The organism is Luteithermobacter gelatinilyticus (genome assembly GCF_005849285.1).
Lineage (GTDB): Bacteria > Pseudomonadota > Alphaproteobacteria > Sphingomonadales > Emcibacteraceae > Luteithermobacter > Luteithermobacter gelatinilyticus.
In genome coordinates this window covers 2,570,157-2,592,892 of record NZ_CP040517.1, presented here as the reverse complement: position 1 = coordinate 2,592,892, position 22,736 = coordinate 2,570,157, and the positions used below count along the sequence as shown (strand labels likewise).

Sequence of the window (22,736 nt, the reverse complement as noted above, 5' to 3'; positions counted from 1 at the left end):
CGGCAGAATGGGTCAATCTCTTCACAATTCACTCTAGTCGTCGTCCATAGCCGCAAGACATTCCACTTCCATCAGTGCCCCCATGGCCAGACCGCTGACTTCCACGGCGGAGCGTGCCGGTAGACGGCCCTTGTCGAAATAGGTCACATAAACCTTGTTGAACTCGGCCCACTGGTCCATATCGCTTAGAAACACGGTGCATTTGATGATCCGGTCCATGCCGGAGCCGTATTTTTCCACGGTGGCGCGGATATTGTCCATAACCTGTCTGGCCTGTGCTGCCATACCGCCTTTGGCGAGCGTGCCATCAGGGGTTGCCGGAATCTGTCCGGAAAGGTAAAGCACTCCATTATGCCTGACAGCATCGGAAAACGGCAATCCGGCGGTCATTTCTGATTTCAGATAAAGCGGACGTTCGGCCAGGGCCGGGCTGGTCATTAGAGCGGCGATGACCAGCGGCATTAGGCCTCGTCTCCGGATGAAAAGTTTTTTTCTCATATTCTTGACCTTTGTCAACATGGAAACGTTTTTGAAAAAAGAGTAAGTATTTTTATGAAGGATGCAGTAAAAAAGCCCTAATCACAACAAATTGTTGATGCAGAACATATTACGGGTCGCTGGGGGAAAGAGCCATTCGGTCTTTAAAAGACCTCTACAAAAGGGGGATGGGTAAGAGAGATGCGGATATGTGGAAAAACCTGAGTAAAGTTCTGGGTCTGGTTTTTATGGGATGTTGTGTTGTCCTGTTATTGGCTGTGGGAGTAGCCTCACCTGCTTTGGCGGAAACAGGCGCGGCGCCATCACCAGAAAACACAAAGGCGCAGAGCTGGGAAATTTTCGCTGGTGTCGGGACCGTGGTTCATCCCGAATTTCCCGGCAGTTCCTCTTATAACGTCACGCCGATCCCATTCGGGGAAATCCGCTATCAGGACCGGTTTTTTCTCAATGCCTATTACGGCATCGGTGGCCGTCTTTTTGAAAAAAAGTTTGATGAGAAACACAGCTTTTCCCTGTCCGCATCCCTGAGATACGGCTTCGCCAATCGCGATGAAGACGATGACCCGCGTTTTGCCGGGCTTGGCGAGGTGGATAATTCCATCGAAGTTATGATGTTCGCCAATTACCGTTTCGGGGACTGGAATGTGGGCTGGGAGGGGGCCAAGGCGCTGAATAGCGGGGGACACGAAGGCATTTCCTCCACGTTGTATCTGGAATATATCCAGCGTCTGTTTGGCCATTATATGGTGCGTTTCGGTCCCTTTGCGTCTTTTGGTGATGGCAATTATATGCAAACTTTTTACGGGATTACCGATGACCAGGCGGCTCGCAGTGTCTTTGAGACCTTCTCGGCCGGTGCGGGGATCGAAAAACTGGGACTACGGGCCAATCTGCTGACGTTCTTTTCCCGTCGTGTGGGCTTTTTTGCGCTGGCCAATTACAGCCATTTGGTTGGTGATGCGGGTAAAAGTCCGCTGATCGACAGCAAAAACCAATTCATGTCTCTCGCCGGTGTGGTGTATCGGTTTTAAAGTGTTTTGTAAATTGAGGAATGTGGTATCAAAAAGTCACTTCTCGGCGGCTGCGGACCCCTTGACAAAACCATTTACAAGACCTATTATTAGACCTAATGAACAGTCTTTTAGGTGATCTTATGACCCATGTTATTCTGGCCGATATGACGGTGAGCATTTCTGATCTGAAAAAAAACCCCATGCGGGTGATTGAGAAGGGCGAAGGTTTTCCCGTGGCGGTTCTCAATCGGAACCGGCCGGCCTTTTACTGTGTGCCAGCCGAGGCCTATGAGGCGTTGATGGACAAACTTGAGGATATGGAGCTTAATGCTCTGGCCGACGCCCGCCAAGATGCAGCGCGGGTGAAAGTCACCCTGGATGAGTTATAAGCGGAGATGGCGTATGACTTGGCATTCTTGGCCCCGGCGTTAAAGGAGTGGCGGGTGCTGGATGCACCGGTGCGCAGTCAGTTCAAGAAAAAACTCGCTGAGCGGCTCGAAAATCCGCATGTCCCGTCTTCGCGCCTGTTCGGCAGCCAGAAGCGGTATAAAATAAAGTTAAGGGCTGCGGGGTACCGGCTGGTCTATGAAGTCAGTGACCGCGAAATCCTTGTGACGGTGATTGCGGTGGGTAAACGCGAACGCAATCAGGTCTATAAAATCGCCGCAAAGCGAAATATCCAAGGTCCTTGATATTTGTTTGAATGGCAGGTCCGAAGAACTCCCTGTCGCCGCCTTTTCTGGATCGCCACACTCCCTTGCGGGAGTTCGCGATGACGATGTTTTCCCTTTATTGTCGTTGTGGGAGAAAGCGACGCAATCCATAGAGTGATAATGGAGTACCGAGCCCGCGACGTCCAGATGCACTCACAAGCCCCTCTCGGCGCATTCCCATCCGATATAGATCCGATATATAAAAGGGAACCCGGAGGCTCCCTTTTATATTTGTGTTATTCCGCAGCAGCAGCGGTGTCATTCGGGGCGGAAATTTCGGGCGTCCAGCGCAACACCGGTTTTCGGGCCGCCGTTGTTTCGTCCAAACGCCGGCGCGGCGCGAGATAGGGGGCGCCGCTGAAGCGGTCCTTGTCGCCGGAGGTGGCCCGTTCCACCAGATGCCGCATCATGCCGATGAACTGATCCAGGGACTGTTTGCTTTCGGTTTCCGTGGGTTCGATCAACATGGCGCCATGCACCACCAGCGGGAAATACATGGTCATGGGATGATACCCCTCGTCGATCATGGCCTTGGCAAAGTCCAGGGTTTCCACACCGGTGCCTTTCAGGAAGCGGTCGTCAAACAGCGCTTCGTGCATGCAGGGGCCGTCGAAACTGGGCGTCATGACGTCTTGCAGGCTGGCGAGGATATAGTTGGCATTCAGCACACTGTCCTCGGCTACCTGCCTGAGACCGTCAGCGCCGTGAGACATCATATAGGCCAGGGCCCGCACAAACATGCCCATCTGGCCATGGAAGGCGGTCATGCGGCCAAAACTGCTGCTTTCGCCCACATGTTCCACCATTTCGAACCCGTCTTCGTTCATGACCACATAGGGGACGGGAATAAACGGGGCCAGCGCCTCGGAAAAGACCACCGGACCGGCCCCCGGACCGCCTCCGCCATGGGGGGTGGAGAAGGTTTTGTGCAGGTTAATGTGCATGCAGTCCACGCCCAAATCGCCCGGGCGGACCTTGCCGACAATGGCGTTGAAGTTGGCGCCATCGCAGTAGAAATAAGCGCCGGCCTCATGTACGGCATCGGCAATTTTGCGGATGTCCCGCTCAAACAGGCCGCAGGTGTTGGGATTGGTCAGCATGATTGCCGCCACATCCGGGCCCAGGGCCGCTTTCAGCGCCTCAAGATCCACCCGGCCGTCTTCGGTGGCGGGAATCGCCTTGACCTTGTAGCCGCACAGCGCCGCCGTGGCGGGATTGGTCCCATGGGCCGATTCCGGCGCCAGGACGATGGTGCGCTGCTTTTCCCCGGCCTTGTCGTGGGCGGCGCGGATCGCCATCATGCCGCACAGTTCCCCATGCGCGCCCGCCTTGGGCGACATGGCGACGGCGGGCATGCCGGTCAGTTCCTTGAGCCAGTGGGCCAGCGTGTCAATCAGATCAAATGCGCCCTGCACCGTGGATTGCGGCTGCAACGGGTGAATGTCGCAAAGTCCCGGCAGCCGGGTGACCTTTTCATTAAGCCGCGGATTGTGTTTCATGGTACAGGAGCCCAGCGGATAAAGCCCCATGTCAATGGCATAATTCTGCCGGCTGAGACGGGTGTAGTGGCGCATGGCCTCGGGTTCGGAAAGCCCCGGCAGGCCAATCTCTCCGTCCCGTTCCAAACCGCCAAGACGGCTTTGGGCTTCCGGTACGTCAGGCAGGTCGACACCGCTGCGTGCGGTATCGCCGATTTCATAAATCAGCTTTTCTTCCTGTTCCAGCGCCTGGTTGCCGGTGAAGGTGTCGATGCGATCGCCGCTGAGCGCCGCAACATTGTCGATATTGGTGGGGCGTCCCTGATTATTCATCATTTCAGCACCTCTTTCAGTTCATGGACCAGCGTGTCCAGGTCCTCGTCACTACAGGTTTCGGTGACGGCCACCAGAAGCAGGTTTTCAAGCGCCTTGTCATCGGGATAAAGACGACTTACCGGCAGACCGCCCAGAACGCCCCGCTCCACCAGTTCTTCCACCACAGGGGCGGCCTGGCGGGGGAGTTTTACAGTAAATTCGTTGAAAAATGTCTTATTCAACACCTCAACCCCATCCAGTGCCGCGAGCCGGTTGGCCAGGATGGCGGCCTTGGCGTGGTTGATCTTGGCCAGTTTGCGAAACCCCGCTTCGCCCAAAAGTGTCATGTGGATGCTAAAGGCGAGGGTGCACAGTCCCGCATTGGTGCAGATATTGCTGGTGGCTTTTTCCCGACGGATATGCTGTTCCCGGGTGGACAGGGTGAGCACAAAACCGCGTTTGCCGTCCGCATCTTTGGTGACGCCGCACAGCCGGCCCGGCATTTGACGTACATATTGCTGTTTGGTGGCAAACAGGCCCACATAGGGACCGCCGAAGTTAAGCCCGACGCCCAGCGACTGGCCTTCGCCGACCACGATATCGGCCCCCATCTCCCCCGGTGATTTGATCGCGCCCAGGGAGACCACTTCGGTGACCACCACAATCAGCAGGGCTTTTTTCTCATGCACGGCTTCGGCCAATTGACTGAAATCCTGAAGGTTGCCGAAAAAGTCCGGATTTTGGACCACCACGCAACTGGTTTCATCGTCGATCTGGCCGATCAGGTCTTCCACGCCGTCCACCGCGACCGGATTAATTACGGTCACATCCTCGGTAAAGGCGGTGGTGCAGTTGATGACATCAATATATTGCGGATGCAGGCTGCCAGAGATGATCGCCTTTTTCCTGCGGGTGATGCGCCGGGCCATGAGCACCGCTTCGGCAGCGGCGGTGGAGCCGTCATACATGGAGGCATTGGCCACATCCATGCCGAAAATCTGCGCTACCTGGGTCTGGAATTCAAATAGGGCCTGCAGGGTTCCTTGGGAAATTTCCGGCTGGTACGGCGTATAGGCGGTGAGGAACTCGCCGCGCTGAATCATGTAATCCACGGTAGCTGGCACGTGGTGCCGATAGGCGCCGCCGCCAATAAAGAACGGCGCGTCGCCGGCAGCCAGGTTGCGTGCGGCAAAGGCGCGAAAATCGGCTTCCACCTGCATTTCGGTGGCATGCGGTGGCAGGTTGACCGGTTTGTCCAGAAGCGCCTCTTTGGGTACGTCCCGGAACAGCTCGTCAATATGGCTAACGCCGATTTTGGCGAGCATCTGGGCACGGTCCTCAGGGGTCAGGGGTAAATAACGCATGGTGGTCCCTTAAAGTTTCCCTATAAATATTTGACAGGCGATCAGTTCAGGCCTTCGACAAATTTTTTGTAGGCGTCGGCGTCCATCAGGCCTTCCAGATCAGCGGTATTAGTGATCTTCACTTTATAAAACCAGCCGTCGGCCTCGGCTGAGCTGTTGACGAGGGCCGGTTCGCCTTCGAGCGCGTCATTGACTTCGGTCACTTCGCCGTCCACAGGGGCATAGATTTCACTGGCGGCTTTTACGGATTCCACTACTGCGGCCTCGTCGCCTTTTTTATGGGTAGCGCCCACTTCCGGCAGTTCCACAAAAACGATGTCGCCTAGGGCCTCTTGGGCATAATCGGTAATGCCGACAGTGCCGATCTCGCCGTCGACGCGGATCCATTCATGTTCGTCTGTGTAATAGGTTGTCATGGTTTGTTTCCTCAAGATACACTGAAAAATGGTCAAAAATTATTTGGGCTTTCTGTAATAACGTTGTTCCACGAATGGCATGTCGGCCACGTGGGCCGGCAGTTTCTTACCGCGTACCAGAAGGAAAACCGGCTGGCCGCTGGTGGCGTAGTCCGCCTTCACATAGCCCATGGCCACAGGGCCGCCCAGCGTCGGGCCGAAGCCGCCGCTGGTGATATGGCCGATCACTTCATCGTGGTCGTTGAGAATTTCGGTGCCTTCGCGGGCGGGGGCCCGGCCTTCGGGCAGAATACCAACCCTCTTGCGCGCGATGCGGCCGGTGCGCAATTGTTCCAGAATAATGTGATCGCCGGGGAAACCGCCTTCATCGCCGGTTTGATCCTTGTGGCGTTTGGCAATGGAAAACACCAGATCGGCCTCTACCGGGGTGGTGTCGGTGGTGATGTCATGACCATACAGGCACAAGCCGGATTCAAGGCGCAGGCTGTCGCGCGCGCCAAGGCCGATGGCTTCCACTTCTGGTTCTGCTAGTAAGCGGCGGCACAGCATTTCCGCCTGATCCGCCGGTATGGAAATCTCAAACCCGTCTTCGCCGGTATAGCCGCAGCGGCTGATATAACAGGGCACGGATTCAATGTCTTTTTCCATATAGGACATAAACGGCATGTCGGCGGCATCGGGGACAAAGCGCGCCATGACCTCGGCTGCTTTGGGGCCCTGCAGCGCCACCAGCGCCCGGTCGTCAAGTTCGGTCAGGGTGAACCCCTTTGGCAAATGGGCCTTGAGATGAGCAATATCCTGTTCCTTGCAGGCGGCATTGACCACCAGGAACAGGTCATCTTCCCGTTTGGTGACCATCAGGTCGTCCAGAATGCCGCCCTCATCATTGGTGAACTGGGTATAACGCAGCCGGCCGGGTTTCAGGGCCGTGATATTGCCAGGCACCAGCGTTTCCATCCAGGCGTCGGCATTCTCGCCACGGATCACCACCTGTCCCATATGAGAGACATCGAACAGCCCGGCGGCGGCGCGGGTGTGCAAATGTTCCTTCATCACACCCAACGGATATTGCACCGGCATGGCATAACCGGCGAAAGGCACCATTTTTGCCCCCAGTTCTTCATGCAGGGAAAATAGCGGGGTTTTTTTCAGATCTGTCTGATCAGCACTCATAAAATTCTCCAATAAGGGGTGTTCCGGGGACTTGGCAACATGGACTTGGCAAAATCCTGTTTGATAAATCCCGTTTTGCCCCCTCTGTCATGGAACCTGAGAGATTTGATCAGTCTTCCTGGGCGCGCTGTCCAAGTCAATTTAAGGGCGGCCTCAACGGAACTCTGATTTACCCCGTCGGTGAGAGAGCTTCAGATACCCTGAACATTTTTGTCGTCTGGGTCCGATCGAACTCTCTGCTTTCCAGAGTGCTTTATCCATGCGGTCCTTTTGCCTGAGAGTTTCCGGGGCGGTTGCTCCTTCGGCGCTGAAACATGTTCAGTCTCTCCCGCAGGTCTAATCAGCCTCTCCATAATAGAAAGCTTGACCAAAGAGTCAAACCCGGAAACAGGCCTTATGAAAAAATACGTGCTTTTTAGAGTGAATTCTGATGTCGGGGTGGCATGAGAGCGTTGATCTGCAGCGACTGTTCCGCGAATCACGAAACAAGGAAGGTGAGGACAATGGGGCTGACCGGCCAGGGGGCTGACCAGCCGGTTTTACAGGCTTTTGTGGGTGCCGTCGCACAGCGGGGCGGTGTTGCTGTGTTTGCAACCGCAGAAAAAGGCTTGCTGGTTTTTCGGAGCTTGCCATTCAAGGGGGGTGAAGGGGCTGCCCTTGTGGCTGCCATCACAGAAAGGCTGTTGACGGCTTTGCCCGCAACGGCACCAGAAATATTTTTTGCCCGCGACCACCTCAACCACATAGGGGGCCTTCTGGGGGATATGCGGTTCGCTCATGAGTGCTTCCTTATTTCTCTTGATTTCTCTTTGACTTTGTCAGTATGACCCCGAAATAAACTATATTCAAGTCGGGCAAGTTTGTGTATAAGCGAGCCTATGAGCAAGACCCCCGTGACACTTTATATCGCCAATCCGCGCGGCTTCTGTGCCGGTGTGGATCGGGCCATTCAGATCGTTGAAATGGCGCTGGAAAAATTCGGCGCGCCGGTTTATGTGCGTCATGAAATCGTCCATAACAAATATGTGGTTGAGGGCCTGAAAGGGCGCGGCGCTATTTTTGTAGACGAGCTGCATGAGGTGCCGGATGATGCGCCGGTGGTGTTTTCCGCCCATGGCGTGCCGAAGTCGGTGCCGGCGGAGGCGGAACGGCGCAAGATGCTGTATGTGGACGCCACCTGTCCCCTGGTCAGTAAGGTCCACCGCGAAGCCGAACGTCATGAACGCAATGGGTATGAGATTGTGATGATCGGCCATGCGGGGCATCCGGAAGTGATCGGCACCATGGGCCAGTTGCCCGAAGGGCGCATCAAGCTGGTGGAAACGGTCGAAGATGTCGAGACGCTGGAAATCGGCGATCCGGACAATCTGGCCTATATCACCCAAACCACCCTTTCCCTGGATGACACCGCCGATATCATTGCCGCGCTGAAAAAGCGGTTTCCGAAAATCCAGGATCCGAAAAAGGAAGATATCTGTTACGCCACCACCAACCGGCAGGGGGCGGTGAAGGCTGTTTCGGAAAAGGCCGAGGCCGTATTGATCATCGGCGCGCCCAATAGCTCCAATTCTCAACGCCTTGTGGAGGTCGCCAGCCGGGCCGGTTGCCGTTCCCGGCTTATTCAGCGGGCCTCTGACATTGACTGGACGTGGCTGGAGGGCATCACCAGAATCGGTATTTCCGCCGGTGCCAGCGCGCCGGAAGTTCTGGTAGAGGAAGTAATTGCGGCGTTTAAGGAACGTTATGACGTGAGGCTGGAGCCGGTCATGACCGTTGAGGAAAATGTCCAGTTCAAGGTACCTGCAATTCTGCTGAAGGACCAGGAGTAGAAATGGCCGTCTATACCCATGTTACCGCTGAGGAAATTTCCCGATTTATTGCCGAATATGATGTGGGGGAGATGGTCACCTTCAAGGGCATTGCCGAAGGGTCGGAAAATTCCAACTATATCCTGCAAACCACCAGGGATCAGTTTATCCTGACCCTGTTCGAGGCGCGGGTGCGTGAGGAAGATCTGCCGTTTTTCATGGGGCTGATGGATCATCTCAATCACAAGGGCATCGTCTGCGCCACGCCGGTGCGGGATCGTAAAGGGAACTATCTTAAAACCCTGTGCGGGCGTCCGGCGGCGCTGATTACCTTTCTGCAGGGCATGGCCATCACAAAACCCCAGCCTGATCATTGCCGGCAATTAGGCCGGGAACTGGCGCGCATGCATCTGGCGGCGGCGGACTTTGGCATGCGGCGGGACAATGATCTATCTGTTGCGGGATGGGAAAAGCTGATGGCTGCCTGTGAAGGCCGGGCTGATGAATGCGCTCCGGAAATGCGCCGCACGCTCGCCGCCGAACTGGCCTATCTGAAAAACCATTGGCCGGCGGATCTGCCGACCGGTGTGATTCATGCGGACCTTTTCCCGGATAATGTGTTTTTTCTGGGCGGACAGCTCAGTGGTCTGATTGATTATTATTTCGCCTGTAATGATTTTCTGGCCTATGACATTGCCGTCTGTCTCAACAGTTGGTGTTTTGAGGCGGATGTGTCGTTTAATATCACCAAGGCGACGCAGCTTCTGAAAGGATATAATGAAATCCGCCCTCTGGAACAAAAAGAGATTGAGGCGTTTGCGCTACTTTGTCGGGGGGCGGCACTCCGGTTCCTGCTCACCCGGCTTTATGACTGGCTCAACCGGCCGGAGGGGGCACTGGTGCAGATCAAGGATCCGGTGGAATATCTCAAGAAATTGAAGTTTCATCAAGGCGTACAAAGCGCCACGGCCTATGGGTATGGCATGTGATGAAAGAGGTGGTGATTTATACGGACGGGGCCTGTTCCGGCAATCCTGGCCCGGGCGGCTGGGGCGCGGTTTTGAAATCGGGGCCGCATGAAAAGGAAATTTTTGGCGGTGCGGCGGAAACCACCAACAACCGGATGGAGCTTACCGCCGCCATCAAGGCTATTAATGCCGTCAAATATCCCTGCCGGATCATTTTGCATACGGACAGCACTTACCTGAAAGACGGCATTACCAAATGGATTCATGGCTGGAAAAAAAACGGTTGGCGCACCGCGGCCAAAAAACCGGTGAAAAATGCCGAGCTGTGGCAGGAGCTTGACGCCGCGCTCAGCAGCCACGACGTGACCTGGAAATGGGTCAAGGGTCATGCGGGGGATCCGGGGAACGAACGGGCCGATGAATTGGCCCGGCGCGGTATGGCGGATTACCAGTAAGGGATCTCACGCAAAGAGACGATTATATTTCGAAACAGGGGTGCAGCATGGCAAACAGGGATGACGTGTTCAAGGCGATTGATGTGGCGGATGGTGGGAAGCTTAAGGAAATCCTTGATCAGGATCCCGGGCTTGCCTCCGCGCGCAGCGCCGATGGCCTGTCTGCCGTCCTGTTCACCCTGTATCTGCAAAAACAGGAGCTCACCGATATTCTTATGTCCTATGAGCCGAAACTGGATCTGTTCGATTTGGCGGCTTTGGGGATGAACGATCTTCTGGATGTGCTGCTGAAAGACCAGCGGGTGGATGTAAACATGTTTGCCGGCGATGGCTTTACCGCCCTTCATCTGGCAGCGTTTTTCGGACAGGCGGAGACGGTGGATCTGCTTCTGGCGCGCGGGGCGGACCCCAATGCGATGGCCCCCAACGGGTCGGCGCTTTGTCCATTGCACAGCGCGGTGGCAAGCGGGCAGACGGATATCGTCAAGGCGTTGCTGGTGGCCGGAGCCGATCCGGACGCGCAGCAGGATGGCGGGTATACGGCGCTGATGTCGTCGGCGCATCAGGGCCATGAAGATATTGTGCGGGTGCTACTGGATCACGGCGCGAACAAGGAAATCATTGCCGCGGACGGGCGTAAGGCGTCGGACTTTGCTCGTGCGGCCGGCCAGACGGCATTGCGAGAACTTCTGGAATAGTTCATTCCCGGTTTGTGCAAGGGGCATATGGGCATATCCGGGGGCACATCTGGGCCCGCGGCACAGCCTCAATGTCATTGTGAGGCGCGTTAGTAACGACGCCTAACGACGCTGTCCACGGGGGCAATCATGGCCGGGTGGCGGTTATTCCTTCAGCCGTTCGGCATAGGATTTCAGGCTGTACAGATGACTGCGCCAGCCCGCTTCATGATCTTCGCGCAGACTGTCCATCAAATCGCCCATGAAGTTTTCCCAGCCCGTATGTTCAAGCGTGAGGCGGGTCCCCTGGGGACTGGCGTCGAGGCGAATCACGACATCTGTAGGCAGTTCCCAGTCTTCATCTGTCCAACTGATATGAAGTTTTTTGCCAGCCTCGATGGCTTTGACGTCACCGGTCGTGACTTTTTCCGTCCCATCCCGGTCGATCCAGACTTCTTTGAACTTTCCGCCAGGAGACGCATCCAGGCTGACATTCTCTCCCCACCAGCACAGGAGGTGTTGTTGCCGGGTCAGGCAACTCCAGACGGTGGCGGGGGTGGCTTTTATATCAAGGCTAACGGAAATCATGGCCCGGTCCTGTTATTTATGACACAGGAACTATGCCTGAAAAGTTTTCCCTAGAGAAGAGGGGAAAAAACCCCGGTGTCCTCATCCACGCCAAACAGTCTGCCGCTGGAAATTTCAAAATACCAGCCATGAAGGCGCAGCGTCCCTTTCTTTTCCGCCTCGGCAATCCAGTCAAAACTTCGCAGGTTTTTCAGGCTGAGTTTGATGGATTCCTCTTCCATTTTGCGCAGAATGACGTCTTCTGCTTCCCCTTCGCTCTGGCTCAGGGCCGCGCGGCGGGCCGGTTCGGCAATGCTCATCCAGGGTTCGATGAAGTCCACATTTTCCTGATGATCAAAATCTCCCTTATAGAGCGCCTTGATACCGCCGCAATGGGCGTGCCCCATGACCACGATGTCCTTGACCTTCAAATGCCGAACGGCGAATTCCAGCGCCGCGCTGGTGCCGTGATATTTACCGTCGGGAGTGCAGGGCGGCACCAGATTGGCCACATTGCGTACAGAAAAGACCATGCCCGGTTCGGCCTCGGTAATAATTACTGGATCGGCGCGGCTGTCGCAGCAGGAGATGATCATGACTTCGGGAGATTGGCCTTTTTCCACCAATTCCCGGTAAAGATCTTTCTGTTCCTGATATTTCCCTTCACGAAAGTTTTTATGTCCGGCGATCAGTTTTTTCAGTGGCATTAATTTTCTCCGAGTTGTTTTTCTCTACCCTGTTTTTCTTGTCCAGTTACCCCGGTGTTGTGTGAATTTCCAGGCACCGATGCGGTCGGCTATGCCAGCACAAGCCGTACCGGTATCCCTGAAATGATTGCTTCGGCCGGTTTTTTTTGTCAGACTTCCGGCACAAAGAAGAATCAAACACATCATATCTACTACGGGGATAGCATGCTGAAAAATCATTTTTTGAAATTCGTTGTTTTGATCGGGATGATGGTGGCTCCTGTCTTTCCCGGTGTTGCCAAAGAAGCGCCGGGGAAAGAAAACGGCGCCGGGGCCGCGGAAAACATTCCCGAACCGCGTGTCTTCAAAACCACACACAAGGGCCGCTTTAATGGCAAGACTTTCGAATATACCGCGGTGGCAGGCGATACTCATCTGAAGAATGACAAGGGGGAGGTCGTCGCCAGCATCTTTTCGATCGCCTATACCAAAAACGGGGTGAAGGATCCTTCCACACGTCCGATCACGTTTTTCTTTAACGGTGGGCCGGGATCGGCGTCGCTGTGGCTGCATATGGGGGCGTTTGGCCCGAAACGGGTTGTGGTTCCTTCTGACGCCGAAAATGCCGGTGCCGCACCATATCCGCTGGTGGATAATGAGCTTAGCCTGCTGGATGTGACTGATCTGGTGTTTATTGATCCGGTGGGTACCGGTTATTCCCGGGCCATTGGCAAGGGCGATGGCAAGGATTTCTGGGGCATCAAGGAAGATGCCAAGTCTGTCGGTGATTTCATTCGTCTGTATATCAGCCAGAACAACCGTTGGAATTCCCCGAAATATGTGGGTGGGGAAAGTTATGGCACCACCCGCACCGCGGCCCTGGTGGAGGAGTTGCAGGAAGGATATAACAGTATGGCGCTGAACGGGGTAATCCTGGTTTCCAGCATTCTGGATTTTCAGACGGTGGACGGTGGCCCGGGTAATGTGGAGCCGTATATTTTCTTCCTGCCCACCTATGCCGCAACGGCCTGGTATCATGGCAAGGTGGACAAGGAGGGGCGTACGCTGGAAAGCTTTATTCAGGAAGCCCGGGACTTCGCCCTCAATGACTATGCCGTCGCGCTGTTCAAGGGCAATCGCCTCACAGACGCAGAGCGGGCCGAGATTCTGGATAAATTGTCCCTTTATACCGGTTTGGACCGGGACTATCTTGAGAAAACCCGGCTCCGGGTCAATGAGTTTCGTTTTATGCGCGAGCTTTTGCGGGAGGAAGGCAAGGTGGTCGGCCGTCTTGACAGTCGCTATACGGGCGAAGAGCAGGACGATGCCGGAGAGACTTTTACCGCTGACCCGTCCGGCTATGGCATCAGCGCCGCCTATACCGCGGCCATCAATGATTATCTGAGCCGCGGCCTGAAGGTGGATCGGGACGACACCTATGAGGTGCTCAGCCATAAACCCGGCAAGGAGTGGAACTGGAAAACCGATGAGTCCTGGACCGGCGGTTATCCCACGCTGGGCCCCGTCATTGCCCGCGGCCTGCGCCAGAACAAGGATTTCCGGGTTTATGTGGCAAACGGCTATTATGATCTGGCCACGCCGTTTTTTGCCACCGAGGAAACCTTTAGCCAGTATGGCATGGATATTTCCCGGGTGACCATGACCTATTACGAGGCGGGTCACATGATGTATACTCATGAACCGTCTCTGGAAAAACTGGCCTCGACTGTGCGTCGCTTCATTCTTGAGGGGCAGGAAAAATGAAACACCTGCTTTTGCTCTGTTGTGTCGTGGTGGCGGGCCTGAGTTCTGTTTCCAGGGTCGAGGCGCAAGCCAATACTGTTTTTCCCTGGCCTTTCACAGGGCAGGGAGATCGCAATGTAGGCGCGGCGTTTGCCAGCCGCTCCCAAGTGATTGCCCAGCACGGCATGGCCGCCACCAGCGTGCCGCTTGCCAGCCAGATTGCGCTGGATATCCTCAAACAGGGTGGTAACGCCGTTGATGCGGCCATTGCCGCCAATGCCGCGCTTGGGGTTATGGAACCCACCGGCAATGGCATCGGTGGGGACCTGTTCGCTATCATCTGGGACCCGAAAAGCAGGAAGCTGTATGGTTTGAATGCCTCCGGCCGCTCGCCGATGGGGCTGACCAAAGCGATGCTGGAAGATGAATTACGCCAACGGGGCGTGGACAAAATCCCGCCCTTTGGGGTTCTGCCGGTCAGCGTGCCCGGGACGGTTGATGGCTGGTATGATATGCATAACCGCTTCGGGCGTCTGAAGATGCGGGACATTTTGGCGCCGGCCATCACCTATGCCCGGGAGGGGTTCCCGGTCAGCCAGCTCGTCGCTCATTATATTAGCATGGCCCGGGATCGCTATCTTGATCCTGAGGCGGGGGTCGAAGAAACGGACAATTTTGTCCAAACCTATCTGCCGGGGGGCGAGCCACCGGCGGAAGGGCAGATTTTCCGCAATCCGGATTTGGCCAGAAGCCTGGAAAAAATAGCCGAAGGGGGACGCGACGTTTTTTATGAAGGCGAAATTGCCGAGGTGATCGACGCCTATATGCGCCGCCTCGGCGGATATCTGCGCAAAGAGGATCTGGCCGCGCATCGAAGCGAATGGGTGGAGCCGGTCAGTGTAACCTATCGCGGGTACGATGTTTTCGAACTGCCGCCCAACGGCCAGGGGATCGCCGCCCTGCAGCAGTTGAATATTCTGGAAGGTTTTGACCTCAGATCCATGGGGCATAATTCCCCCGACTATCTGCATGTGCATGTGGAGGCTAAGAAGCTGGCTTTCGAGGACCGGGCGCGGTTTTATGCAGATCCCGAATTTTACAAGGTGCCGCTGGAAAAACTGTTGTCCAAGGAATACGCTGCCGAACGGCGCAAGCTGATCAGCATGGATCGCGCCATGACGGATGTGGATTATGCCGATCCTGAAATTCTGGAAGACGGCGATACCATTTATCTGACCGTGGCCGATAAGGATGGCATGATGGTGTCCCTGATCCAGAGCAATTTCCGGGGCATGGGGTCCGGTCTGGTGCCGGATGGTCTGGGGTTCATGCTCCAGGACCGGGGGGAGCTGTTTGCTCTTGAGACGGGGCATCCCAATGACTATGCGCCGGGCAAACGGCCGTTCCATACCATCATTCCAGCCTTTATCATGAAGGACGGTAGGCCGATCATGAGTTTTGGCCTGATGGGGGGCGGAATGCAGCCTCAGGGGCATGCCCAGATTATTTCCAACATCATTGATTTCGGCATGAATGTTCAGGAGGCCGGCGATGCGGCGCGTTACCGTCATGACGGCTCATCCCAGCCTACGGGAGAACATATGAGCGATGGCGGTGTCCTGAATGTGGAAAGCGGTGTGCCGATGCCTGTCGTTGAAGCCTTGCGAGCCAAAGGCCATAAGGTCCGGGTAGGCAAGGGCGGCTTTGGTGGTTATCAGGCCATCCTGTGGGATGCGGAACAGGGCGTCTATAAGGGCGCCAGCGAAATGCGCAAGGACGGACTGGTCGCGGGTTATTAAACGGGAAGCCTTTTCGGCATGAAAGGGTGTGGCAATCCATTCAAGAAAAAGGGCTGCTCCGCAGAGCAGCCCTTTACGCGGTACAGGCTGTCTTGATGAGACAGCGGAAAACTTTGGAAACGACTGACAGAAAATTACTGGATTTGCAATTACTGAATTTGCCAAGTGAGCGGCAGAATAAAGCTGAGCTGGGACTCGCTGGCACTGGCCGGCGGGGCAGGCAACGGGTTGAGACGTTCTACCAGACTGTCGATTTCCTTGTCGAAGATCTCTACCCCGCTCGGCTCGACAAGTTCATAGCTGGTGATGGCGCCGGAGCGGTCAATGTTGATCTTGACTTTGGCCCTGCCTTCCAGCTCCTGTCGCATGGCGGCGCGCGGGTAAACCTGCTTTTTTGCCACGAGTTTTACGACTTCGGTCTGCCACGATTTGAAGTCCGAGGCAAATGACGTGTTGGCCATGATGAAGGAAACGGAAAGAGTGAGCGCCACGACGGCAGATTTAAAAAAACGGGACATTTTCATTACTCGATTCATCCTAACTACTTTGTATATGACCTGATTTTATACGCTTCAGGCTTTCTCATAGGGCCTAGTGCCCATGGATTCTCCGGCCTGTCTGAGAAAAGTTGTATCGGAGAGGGGTTAATGGAAATTTAATGGATCAAATTTTAGATATTTTTTTTTGAATTTGCCGCCCAAAATAAAAAAATGCCCAAAATAAAAAAAATGCCGGGCCCGAGGCCCGGCAAGTCCAAAAATATAGGGAGGCTTCATGTCTAGGAGACAATGAAACAATGTTATGACCTTCTAAGGGGAGGAAGGAGGCCATAACGGACTGAAAAAAGGGAGGATTTCAGTCAGTAGACGCATACAACATCTGGGGGGATATATAGGGATGTTCCGCAAGGATGAGAAGTCTTAATATTTCAATGCAGCCATGCAAAAAATGCATGGCCTCAAAGCATGGTCCAAAGCATGGTCTTGAGGCCGTGAAACTTGGTACTCGATGTTCCTGGTCTCAGGCGTGACCGGCTTCGGAGGAAAGCATGGTGACATCCACCCCGAGCTTCGCCATGGCGCGTGGCCATTTCATATCCGGTTCGGTGCAGAATACCAGTTCCTCATCCGCTTCTGTGGTCAGCCAGCTGTTACGTTGCAGTTCATATTCAAGTTGGCCTGCGCCCCAGCCACTATACCCCAGAATCACCAAATAGTGTCGGGGGCCCCGTCCGCGGGCAATGGCTTTCAGAATATCCACTGTGGCCGTCAACGCTATGGTTTCGGAAATGACCAGAGTGCTGTCCTGTACATAATCGGCGGAGTGCAGCACAAACCCTCGCCCTACTTCTACAGGCCCTCCGGCATGCAGTTGCGGCAGGGGGATCTCGGGGGGGATCTCGGTCGTCTCGGTAAAGTTCCCGCCCTGATAAGGGTCGATGTCGAGCTGATCCAGAAGGGAAGGGAAATCAATATGCTGTGTCGGCCTATTGATGGCCAGCCCCATGGCCCCATCTTCGTTATGGGAACAAATATAGATGACGCTATGGGCAAAGCGGGGGTCTGTCATGCCCGGCATGGCAATCAGCAGCTGTCCTTCCAGATAACCTTCTCTTGTCACTTTCAAAGAAACTCCAGATCGCTTATATGGGTTAATAAACACGGTCTGTGCAGGGGATAATTGTACAACACCCTTGCGGGTCACGCCAGAAATGTTTGCCACTTATTTCGGGAAACGGTTTCACAAAGAAGTGATTTTTTCGTCACACGGGATACAGCTAAAATAACCGACATGAAATATTACCAGCATCTTTCCAGCCTTGTTTTCACCATTCTCAGTATCTGTTTTGTGGCGCCGTGGCTTGCCGGTCAGGCCGCGGCGGCGGGGTTGTCTTCCGATTGGGTCAAGACTCCTTATACACAGTCGCGTCTTATGGTCGGCGGTTATGATCCGGCGACACAGAAGCTGCATCTCGGATGGCATGTCCTTCTTGCAAAGGGATGGAAGACCTATTGGCGTTCACCGGGGGAGGCGGGCATGCCACCGCGCTGGAACTGGCATGAGACAAAAAACCTGCGGCAGATTTCTGTCAAATGGCCGGTACCGGAACGGCTCAATTTTTATGGATATGATACTTTTGTCTATCATGACGAGGTGATTCTGCCGGTGGAGGTGGACCTGAAAGATCCCACAGCGGCCACACAGCTATCCCTGGCGCTGGATTATATGGTCTGCAAGGATATCTGTGTGCCGCTCAACGGGGAATATCATCTGGATCTGCCGCCAGCTGCCGATATGTCCTTTTCACCGTATCAGCGGGCGTTGTTGCAGAAATACAGGGCGCGGTTGCCGGAACAGCTGCCGGCCGGGCGGGTTCGTGTGGTGGATCAGGGAAATGGCCGCCTGCATATCCGGGGGAACCTTGCGAAACTGGTCTCCGGGCCAATTCGGGACCTGTATGTGGAAGCACCAGAGGGATATTCTTTCTCCCGCCCGGAAAGGACGGATGAAGCGGTCCTGTCCGGCCCGGACGGTTCGCTGGATCTGCGCATCGGCTATGAAAAACAGAAGCATGCCCCGACGTTATCCGGCCAGGACATTATTCTCACCTTTGTCACAGAAACCGGGCATGGCCACGAAATTCGTGCTACAGTCAGCTCCCCATAATATATATTACAGAATAACGAATAACAGCATCCGGTAAGGATGGAAGGGGAAGCCATGTCACGGGAGATGACAATACTGGCCACGTTGGTGGTCTATAAGGTTACACTTGTTCTGATTGGGCTTTGGGCGCGAGGACGGACGCATAACAATGCCGATTTTTTTATCGCCGGGCGGCATTTGGGGCCGGTGGTGGCTTCTTTCAGTTATGCCGCCAGTTCCGCGTCTGCATGGTCGCTGCTGGGGTTGAGCGGTGCGGCATATGTGATGGGGCTGTCTGTTTTGTGGCTCTTTGCAGGGCTAATTATGGGGCATGCCCTTTCCTGGTTCTGGGTGGCTCCCCGATTGCACCGGATCGCCCATCGGGAGGGTCTTGTGACCCTGACCGATTTTCTGGCGCTTGAAGGGGACGCGCGATGCCGGCGGTGGATCACTTGGGCGGCTTCAGGGATGATCACCTTCTGTTTCCTTTTTTATGTGGCCGCCCAGTTTCAGGCGGCGGGCAACAGCTTTGCCGCCACATTCGACATTTCCGTCACTGAAAGTGTGGTGGGTGGGGGGGTCATTATCCTTATATATACCCTGCTCGGCGGCTTCTGGGCGGTCAGCATGACCGACATGTTGCAAGGCATGTTGATGCTGCTTGCCGCGCTTGTGCTGCCGGTCACGGCGTTCTTGGAGGTGGGCGGCTGGTCCGGTTTCTGGCAGGGGCTGGAAGGGGTGGCTTCACCATCGGAACTATCGCCTACGGGGCCCAATACCGGGCTGATGGCGCTGGGATTTGTTCTGGGCACGATGTCTGTGGGGTTGGGGACCGTCGGACAGCCCCATTTATTGGCCCGCTATATGGCGCTTCGGGATCAAAGAAGCGTGCGTATTGCCCAACGCATGGCGGTGTTGTGGTTTATCATTGTCTTGGGCAATATGATTTTGCTGGGCCTGTGTGGTAAAATTCTGGTGCATCAGGCCGGCAATCCGGAAAATCTGTTTTTTATTCTGACGGAGCAGTTGTTCCCGACGGTGATCGGGGCAATTTTCCTGGCCGCGGTGTTGTCGGCGATCATGTCTACGGCGGATAGTCAGCTTCTGGTCTCCGCCGCGGCGGTCGCGCATGACATTATGGGAGAGCCCAATGAGGGAGAAAGCCGGCTGAAAATATCCCGGTTTGTGATAACCGTTTTATGTGCCTTGGCGATTGTGGTGGCGCTGACCTTGCCGGAAAGTATCTTTAGTCGGGTGTTGTTTGCCTGGAATGCGCTGGGTTCGGCATTCGGGCCGGTGGTGGTGTTGCGGCTGGCAGGGCTCAGACTCAGGGCACAGAGCATTGTCCCGGCCATGGTAACGGGGTTTGGGCTCACCGTTTATTTTTATCTGCGTCCGGATTCTGTTGGAGACATTCTTGAAAGAATGCTACCTTTCCTGCTGGCCAGTTTGATGCTTTTTGTATTCAGGGTAAAACATACGGAAAGGAAAACAACATGACTGTCTCCATTGGCGATAAAATTCCCGAAGCCACCCTTATTGAAATGACGGCGGATGGGCCGGTAAAACGTACAACCTCCGAAATTTTTGGCGGGCGCAAGGTGGTTCTGTTTTCCGTACCGGGCGCCTTTACACCCACCTGTTCGGCGAAACATCTGCCGGGGTTTGTTTCCCATGCCGCGGCGTTTAAGGAAAAGGGTGTGGATGAGATTGTCTGCATTGCGGTCAATGATGCCTTTGTGATGGGGGCCTGGGGCAAGGATCAGAATGCCGAGGGCAAGGTGACGTTGCTGGCGGACGGCAATGCGGAATTTACCCGGGCGCTGGGTCTTGAGATGGATGCCAGCGGTTATGGCATGGGCCTTCGTGGCCAGCGTTTTGCCATGATTGTCGAAGACGGCGTGATCAAGCAACTCAATGTGGAGGCGCCGGGCGAGTTTCGGGTATCCAGCGCCGAACATGTGCTGTCCCAACTCTGACTCTATGTCACCCTCTATGTCACCGGGGCGCGGTATTTCATGAGGCGACGATAAGGAAGCGCCGCGCCACACGCCTGTTGGACAGGATAAAATATGGGGGATCGGGGCACGACATCTAGCCTCGCTCCCCAAAACCCTCTAAGTCACCAATCCAAGACATATCATCAAGACATATAATTAAGGAACAATCTATGCCGGAAATCACCCTGCGTCGGGCCACGGAAGAGGACGTGCCGCTGATCCTTGAATTTATCCGGGCTCTTGCCGACTATGAAAATGAGCTGGATAATGTGACCGCAACGCCGGAGACGTTGAGGGAGCACCTGTTTGGGGAACCCCTCATGGCCCGGGTGGTTTTTGCCGAAATGGATGGAGAAGCGCTGGGTTTCGCTGTATATTTTTATTTTTTCGCCACTTACCGCGGCAAGCCGGGCATTTATTTGGAAGATATTTTTGTCAAACCCGAAGCCCGCGGCCGGGGGGTGGGCAAGGCGTTGTTCCGTTTTCTGGTACGGGAAGTGAAAGAGGCCGGCGGGTATTTCCTGCGCTGGTGGGTGGCTGATTTTAACCATAGCGGCATTGCCTTTTACGAATCGTTAGGTGCACGCCGGGAAGACAGCCATTTCATTTATCATCTGGAAGATGAAAAGATGGACAGACTGCTGGATTAACCTCACGAAGACGTGACTTCGCCTTTGATCCTTCCTGACTTATTCTGTCTGCCTAAAACAGAATAAAGGGGTAGGCTATATGTCGGAACAGCTCTCTGAGAAAATCCAGACGCCGCTTTTGATCCTCCGGGTGACGTTGGGGGTTTTTTTGTTGCAATGGGGTGGGGAAAAGATCATCCAGCCGGAAACCACCCAAAAAATATATAGCCATTTCTATATGGTGGATCTGCCAATCAGTATCAGCCCCATCCTGGGGGTATTGCAGAGTCTTCTGGCTCTGGCGATCATCACCGGGTTTAAAAAGAAATATTCCTATTTAATCGGTCTGATCATTCACGGCATTTCAACGGTGTCCACCTGGCAGCAGCTGATTACCCCCTATGCGCCGGGTCATCATTTGTTTATGACCGGGGTGCCGGTTCTTGCCGGGTTCTGGCTGTTATACCGTTTACGGGACTGGGATGTGAAACTGGCCCTGGATGAGCGGGGCAGGTGATTCAGCGTCACCCTAATTGCAATTCATTCTAGCAATATCCTTTGATGCACATCATTGGGATAGGGCGGGGCTGTGCTATGCTCAGGTCATGATGAAAACCATGCGCGCGATGATTTATGAAGGCCCGGGGGTGCCCCTGGCCCTTAAACATGTGAAACGGCCCGAGCCCGGTCCCGGACAGGTGTTGATCCGGGTTCTGGCCTGCGCTGTGTGCCGCACCGATCTTCATATTGTGGATGGGGATCTTACTTCCCCGAAATTGCCGTTGATCCCGGGTCACGAAATCATTGGAATCGTGGAGGAGACCGGGGCGGGCGTGTCGGCCTTCGCGCCCGGAGAACGGGTCGGGGTGCCCTGGCTTGGCTGGACCTGCGGGAGCTGTGACTATTGCCGTTCGGGTCAGGAAAATCTGTGTGGGGAGGCCAAATTCACGGGCTATACGCTGGATGGTGGATTTGCAGAATTTTGTGTGGCCACGGCACAATATTGTTTCAGGATCCCTGAACCCTATGACGATGTTCATGCGGCGCCGTTGATGTGCGCCGGGCTGATCGGGTTTCGTTCCTATGCCCGGGTGCGCACGGCGCAACGGATCGGACTGTACGGCTTCGGGGCGGCGGCCCATATCATCGCTCAGGTAGCGCGAGGCGAAGGCAAGGAAATTTACGCCTTTACCCGGCCAGGAGACCACAAAAGTCAAAATTTTGCCCGCTCCCTAGGCGCGGTATGGGCCGGAGAGTCAGGAGATGCGCCGCCCTGCCTTCTGGATGCAGCGATTCTATTTGCGCCGGTAGGGGCGCTGGTACCCCAGGCGCTGAGGACAATTCGTCCTGGTGGGCAGGTGGTTTGCGCCGGAATTCATATGAGCGACATTCCAGCCTTTCCTTACGCGGATCTGTGGCGGGAAAAACATGTCTCGTCGGTGGCCAATCTGACCCGGGCCGACGGCGAAGGATTTCTGGAGGCGGCCGCGCGCCTGCCGATTGAGACCAGTGTGACGCTCTATGCGCTGGAAGATGCCAACAAGGCCCTGGAAGACCTCCGGCAGGGGCGCTTTGACGGGGCGGCGGTATTGGTTCCTTAAAGTGAATTGTGCATAGGTTGGCTCAATTCACTCTAGAAACTCTCCTCAAAACCGGTGGGACGTTTTATTTATGAGCTGGATTGCCGCCTTCGCGGCAATGACGAAGGAAAAAGCAATGACGGCGGAGAAGCAGAAACGACAATGGCAACAAAGAGCGAAACGTCATCGTTTCGCCATGGCGGCGTTC

The 22,736-nt window shown here is 55.1% G+C and carries 25 protein-coding genes and 1 riboswitch; of the genes, 15 read left to right on the top strand and 10 right to left on the bottom strand.

Annotation, left to right across the window (positions count from 1 at the left end):
* Positions 1 to 33 precede the first annotated feature (33 nt).
* Positions 34 to 462 carry a RidA family protein gene (locus FE788_RS11650; protein WP_210413954.1) on the bottom strand — a complete coding sequence of 143 codons (429 nt, stop codon included), beginning with the start codon at positions 460 to 462 and terminating at the stop codon, positions 34 to 36.
* Positions 463 to 665: 203 nt separating this feature from the next.
* Here FE788_RS11650 and FE788_RS11645 point away from each other — a divergent pair, with 203 nt between their 5' ends.
* From FE788_RS11645 to FE788_RS11635, 3 genes are all read left to right on the top strand, one after another.
* Positions 666 to 1,529 carry a MipA/OmpV family protein gene (locus FE788_RS11645; RefSeq protein ID WP_138380800.1) on the top strand — a complete coding sequence of 288 codons (864 nt, stop codon included), beginning with the start codon at positions 666 to 668 and terminating at the stop codon, positions 1,527 to 1,529.
* A 122-nt stretch (positions 1,530 to 1,651) separates the two neighbouring features.
* Positions 1,652 to 1,900, top strand: a complete 249-nt coding sequence (locus tag FE788_RS11640) for a type II toxin-antitoxin system Phd/YefM family antitoxin (RefSeq protein WP_138380799.1) — start codon at positions 1,652 to 1,654, stop codon at positions 1,898 to 1,900.
* Between the two features lie 6 nt (positions 1,901 to 1,906).
* The gene (locus tag FE788_RS11635; protein ID WP_138380798.1) at positions 1,907 to 2,203 is read left to right on the top strand and encodes a type II toxin-antitoxin system RelE/ParE family toxin; all 297 of its coding nucleotides are present in this window, start codon (positions 1,907 to 1,909) and stop codon (positions 2,201 to 2,203) included.
* 257 nt (positions 2,204 to 2,460) lie between these two features.
* On the opposite strand, the gene gcvPB is transcribed toward FE788_RS11635, so the two are convergent.
* From gcvPB to FE788_RS11610, 5 genes are all read right to left on the bottom strand, one after another.
* Positions 2,461 to 4,038, bottom strand: a complete 1,578-nt coding sequence (gene gcvPB, locus FE788_RS11630) for an aminomethyl-transferring glycine dehydrogenase subunit GcvPB (protein ID WP_138380797.1) — start codon at positions 4,036 to 4,038, stop codon at positions 2,461 to 2,463.
* Positions 4,035 to 5,381, bottom strand: coding sequence for an aminomethyl-transferring glycine dehydrogenase subunit GcvPA (gene gcvPA / locus FE788_RS11625; protein ID WP_138380796.1), 1,347 nt, complete (start codon positions 5,379 to 5,381; stop codon positions 4,035 to 4,037). The genes gcvPB and gcvPA overlap by 4 nt, the downstream gene beginning before the upstream one ends.
* Before the next feature lie 41 nt (positions 5,382 to 5,422).
* Complete coding sequence (gene gcvH / locus FE788_RS11620; RefSeq protein WP_138380795.1) at positions 5,423 to 5,797, bottom strand: glycine cleavage system protein GcvH; 375 nt, start codon at positions 5,795 to 5,797, stop codon at positions 5,423 to 5,425.
* A 39-nt stretch (positions 5,798 to 5,836) separates the two neighbouring features.
* Entirely contained in the window at positions 5,837 to 6,970 is a 1,134-nt protein-coding gene (gcvT, locus tag FE788_RS11615; protein WP_138380794.1) for a glycine cleavage system aminomethyltransferase GcvT, read from the bottom strand.
* 252 nt (positions 6,971 to 7,222) lie between these two features.
* Positions 7,223 to 7,311: riboswitch (glycine riboswitch) on the bottom strand.
* 198 nt (positions 7,312 to 7,509) lie between these two features.
* Positions 7,510 to 7,749 carry a CDGSH iron-sulfur domain-containing protein gene (locus FE788_RS11610; protein ID WP_138380793.1) on the bottom strand — a complete coding sequence of 80 codons (240 nt, stop codon included), beginning with the start codon at positions 7,747 to 7,749 and terminating at the stop codon, positions 7,510 to 7,512.
* 99 nt (positions 7,750 to 7,848) lie between these two features.
* On the opposite strand from FE788_RS11610, the gene ispH reads away from it, so the two are divergent.
* The 4 genes from ispH to FE788_RS11590 are packed head-to-tail and all read left to right on the top strand — an operon-like array spanning position 7,849 to position 10,899.
* The gene (gene ispH, locus FE788_RS11605; RefSeq protein WP_138380792.1) at positions 7,849 to 8,799 is read left to right on the top strand and encodes a 4-hydroxy-3-methylbut-2-enyl diphosphate reductase; all 951 of its coding nucleotides are present in this window, start codon (positions 7,849 to 7,851) and stop codon (positions 8,797 to 8,799) included.
* 2 nt (positions 8,800 to 8,801) lie between these two features.
* Positions 8,802 to 9,767: a homoserine kinase gene (locus FE788_RS11600; RefSeq protein ID WP_138380791.1), complete on the top strand. Its 966-nt coding sequence runs from the start codon at positions 8,802 to 8,804 to the stop codon at positions 9,765 to 9,767.
* The gene (gene rnhA / locus FE788_RS11595; protein ID WP_138381385.1) at positions 9,767 to 10,201 is read left to right on the top strand and encodes a ribonuclease HI; all 435 of its coding nucleotides are present in this window, start codon (positions 9,767 to 9,769) and stop codon (positions 10,199 to 10,201) included. The genes FE788_RS11600 and rnhA overlap by 1 nt, the downstream gene beginning before the upstream one ends.
* A gap of 47 nt (positions 10,202 to 10,248) precedes the next feature.
* The gene (locus FE788_RS11590) at positions 10,249 to 10,899 is read left to right on the top strand and encodes an ankyrin repeat domain-containing protein (RefSeq protein ID WP_138380790.1); all 651 of its coding nucleotides are present in this window, start codon (positions 10,249 to 10,251) and stop codon (positions 10,897 to 10,899) included.
* Between the two features lie 144 nt (positions 10,900 to 11,043).
* Here the strand turns inward: FE788_RS11590 and FE788_RS11585 are convergent, their stop codons facing one another.
* Both FE788_RS11585 and FE788_RS11580 read right to left on the bottom strand, forming a co-directional pair.
* Entirely contained in the window at positions 11,044 to 11,466 is a 423-nt protein-coding gene (locus FE788_RS11585) for an SRPBCC family protein (RefSeq protein ID WP_138380789.1), read from the bottom strand.
* 50 nt (positions 11,467 to 11,516) lie between these two features.
* A complete protein-coding gene (locus FE788_RS11580) occupies positions 11,517 to 12,152 on the bottom strand; it encodes a carbonic anhydrase (RefSeq protein ID WP_138380788.1) in 636 nt (211 codons plus the stop codon).
* A 204-nt stretch (positions 12,153 to 12,356) separates the two neighbouring features.
* Between FE788_RS11580 and FE788_RS11575 the strand changes: the two genes are divergently transcribed.
* Together FE788_RS11575 and ggt are read left to right on the top strand one after the other, a co-directional pair.
* The gene (locus tag FE788_RS11575; protein ID WP_210413952.1) at positions 12,357 to 13,895 is read left to right on the top strand and encodes a S10 family peptidase; all 1,539 of its coding nucleotides are present in this window, start codon (positions 12,357 to 12,359) and stop codon (positions 13,893 to 13,895) included.
* A complete protein-coding gene (gene ggt / locus FE788_RS11570) occupies positions 13,892 to 15,673 on the top strand; it encodes a gamma-glutamyltransferase (protein WP_138380787.1) in 1,782 nt (593 codons plus the stop codon). Before FE788_RS11575 ends, ggt begins: the two co-directional genes overlap by 4 nt.
* A gap of 149 nt (positions 15,674 to 15,822) precedes the next feature.
* On the opposite strand, the gene FE788_RS11565 is transcribed toward ggt, so the two are convergent.
* Both FE788_RS11565 and FE788_RS11560 read right to left on the bottom strand, forming a co-directional pair.
* Positions 15,823 to 16,191, bottom strand: a complete 369-nt coding sequence (locus FE788_RS11565) for an energy transducer TonB (RefSeq protein ID WP_168190389.1) — start codon at positions 16,189 to 16,191, stop codon at positions 15,823 to 15,825.
* Between the two features lie 502 nt (positions 16,192 to 16,693).
* The gene (locus FE788_RS11560) at positions 16,694 to 17,299 is read right to left on the bottom strand and encodes a YqgE/AlgH family protein (RefSeq protein WP_210413950.1); all 606 of its coding nucleotides are present in this window, start codon (positions 17,297 to 17,299) and stop codon (positions 16,694 to 16,696) included.
* A 165-nt stretch (positions 17,300 to 17,464) separates the two neighbouring features.
* Here FE788_RS11560 and FE788_RS11555 point away from each other — a divergent pair, with 165 nt between their 5' ends.
* The 6 genes from FE788_RS11555 to FE788_RS11530 all read left to right on the top strand — a co-directional run bounded on the left by FE788_RS11555 (position 17,465) and on the right by FE788_RS11530 (position 22,549).
* Positions 17,465 to 18,340, top strand: coding sequence for a protein-disulfide reductase DsbD domain-containing protein (locus tag FE788_RS11555; protein ID WP_138380785.1), 876 nt, complete (start codon positions 17,465 to 17,467; stop codon positions 18,338 to 18,340).
* Between the two features lie 54 nt (positions 18,341 to 18,394).
* Positions 18,395 to 19,819 (top strand): sodium/proline symporter, encoded by a 1,425-nt coding sequence (locus tag FE788_RS11550; RefSeq protein WP_138380784.1) that lies wholly within the window; start codon positions 18,395 to 18,397, stop codon positions 19,817 to 19,819.
* Positions 19,816 to 20,298, top strand: a complete 483-nt coding sequence (locus FE788_RS11545; protein WP_138380783.1) for a peroxiredoxin — start codon at positions 19,816 to 19,818, stop codon at positions 20,296 to 20,298. Before FE788_RS11550 ends, FE788_RS11545 begins: the two co-directional genes overlap by 4 nt.
* A 191-nt stretch (positions 20,299 to 20,489) precedes the next feature.
* Positions 20,490 to 20,969, top strand: coding sequence for a GNAT family N-acetyltransferase (locus tag FE788_RS11540; protein ID WP_138380782.1), 480 nt, complete (start codon positions 20,490 to 20,492; stop codon positions 20,967 to 20,969).
* Positions 20,970 to 21,048: 79 nt separating this feature from the next.
* Positions 21,049 to 21,465: a DoxX family membrane protein gene (locus tag FE788_RS11535; RefSeq protein ID WP_138380781.1), complete on the top strand. Its 417-nt coding sequence runs from the start codon at positions 21,049 to 21,051 to the stop codon at positions 21,463 to 21,465.
* Between the two features lie 100 nt (positions 21,466 to 21,565).
* The gene (locus FE788_RS11530; RefSeq protein WP_138381382.1) at positions 21,566 to 22,549 is read left to right on the top strand and encodes a zinc-binding alcohol dehydrogenase family protein; all 984 of its coding nucleotides are present in this window, start codon (positions 21,566 to 21,568) and stop codon (positions 22,547 to 22,549) included.
* Positions 22,550 to 22,736 lie beyond the last annotated feature (187 nt).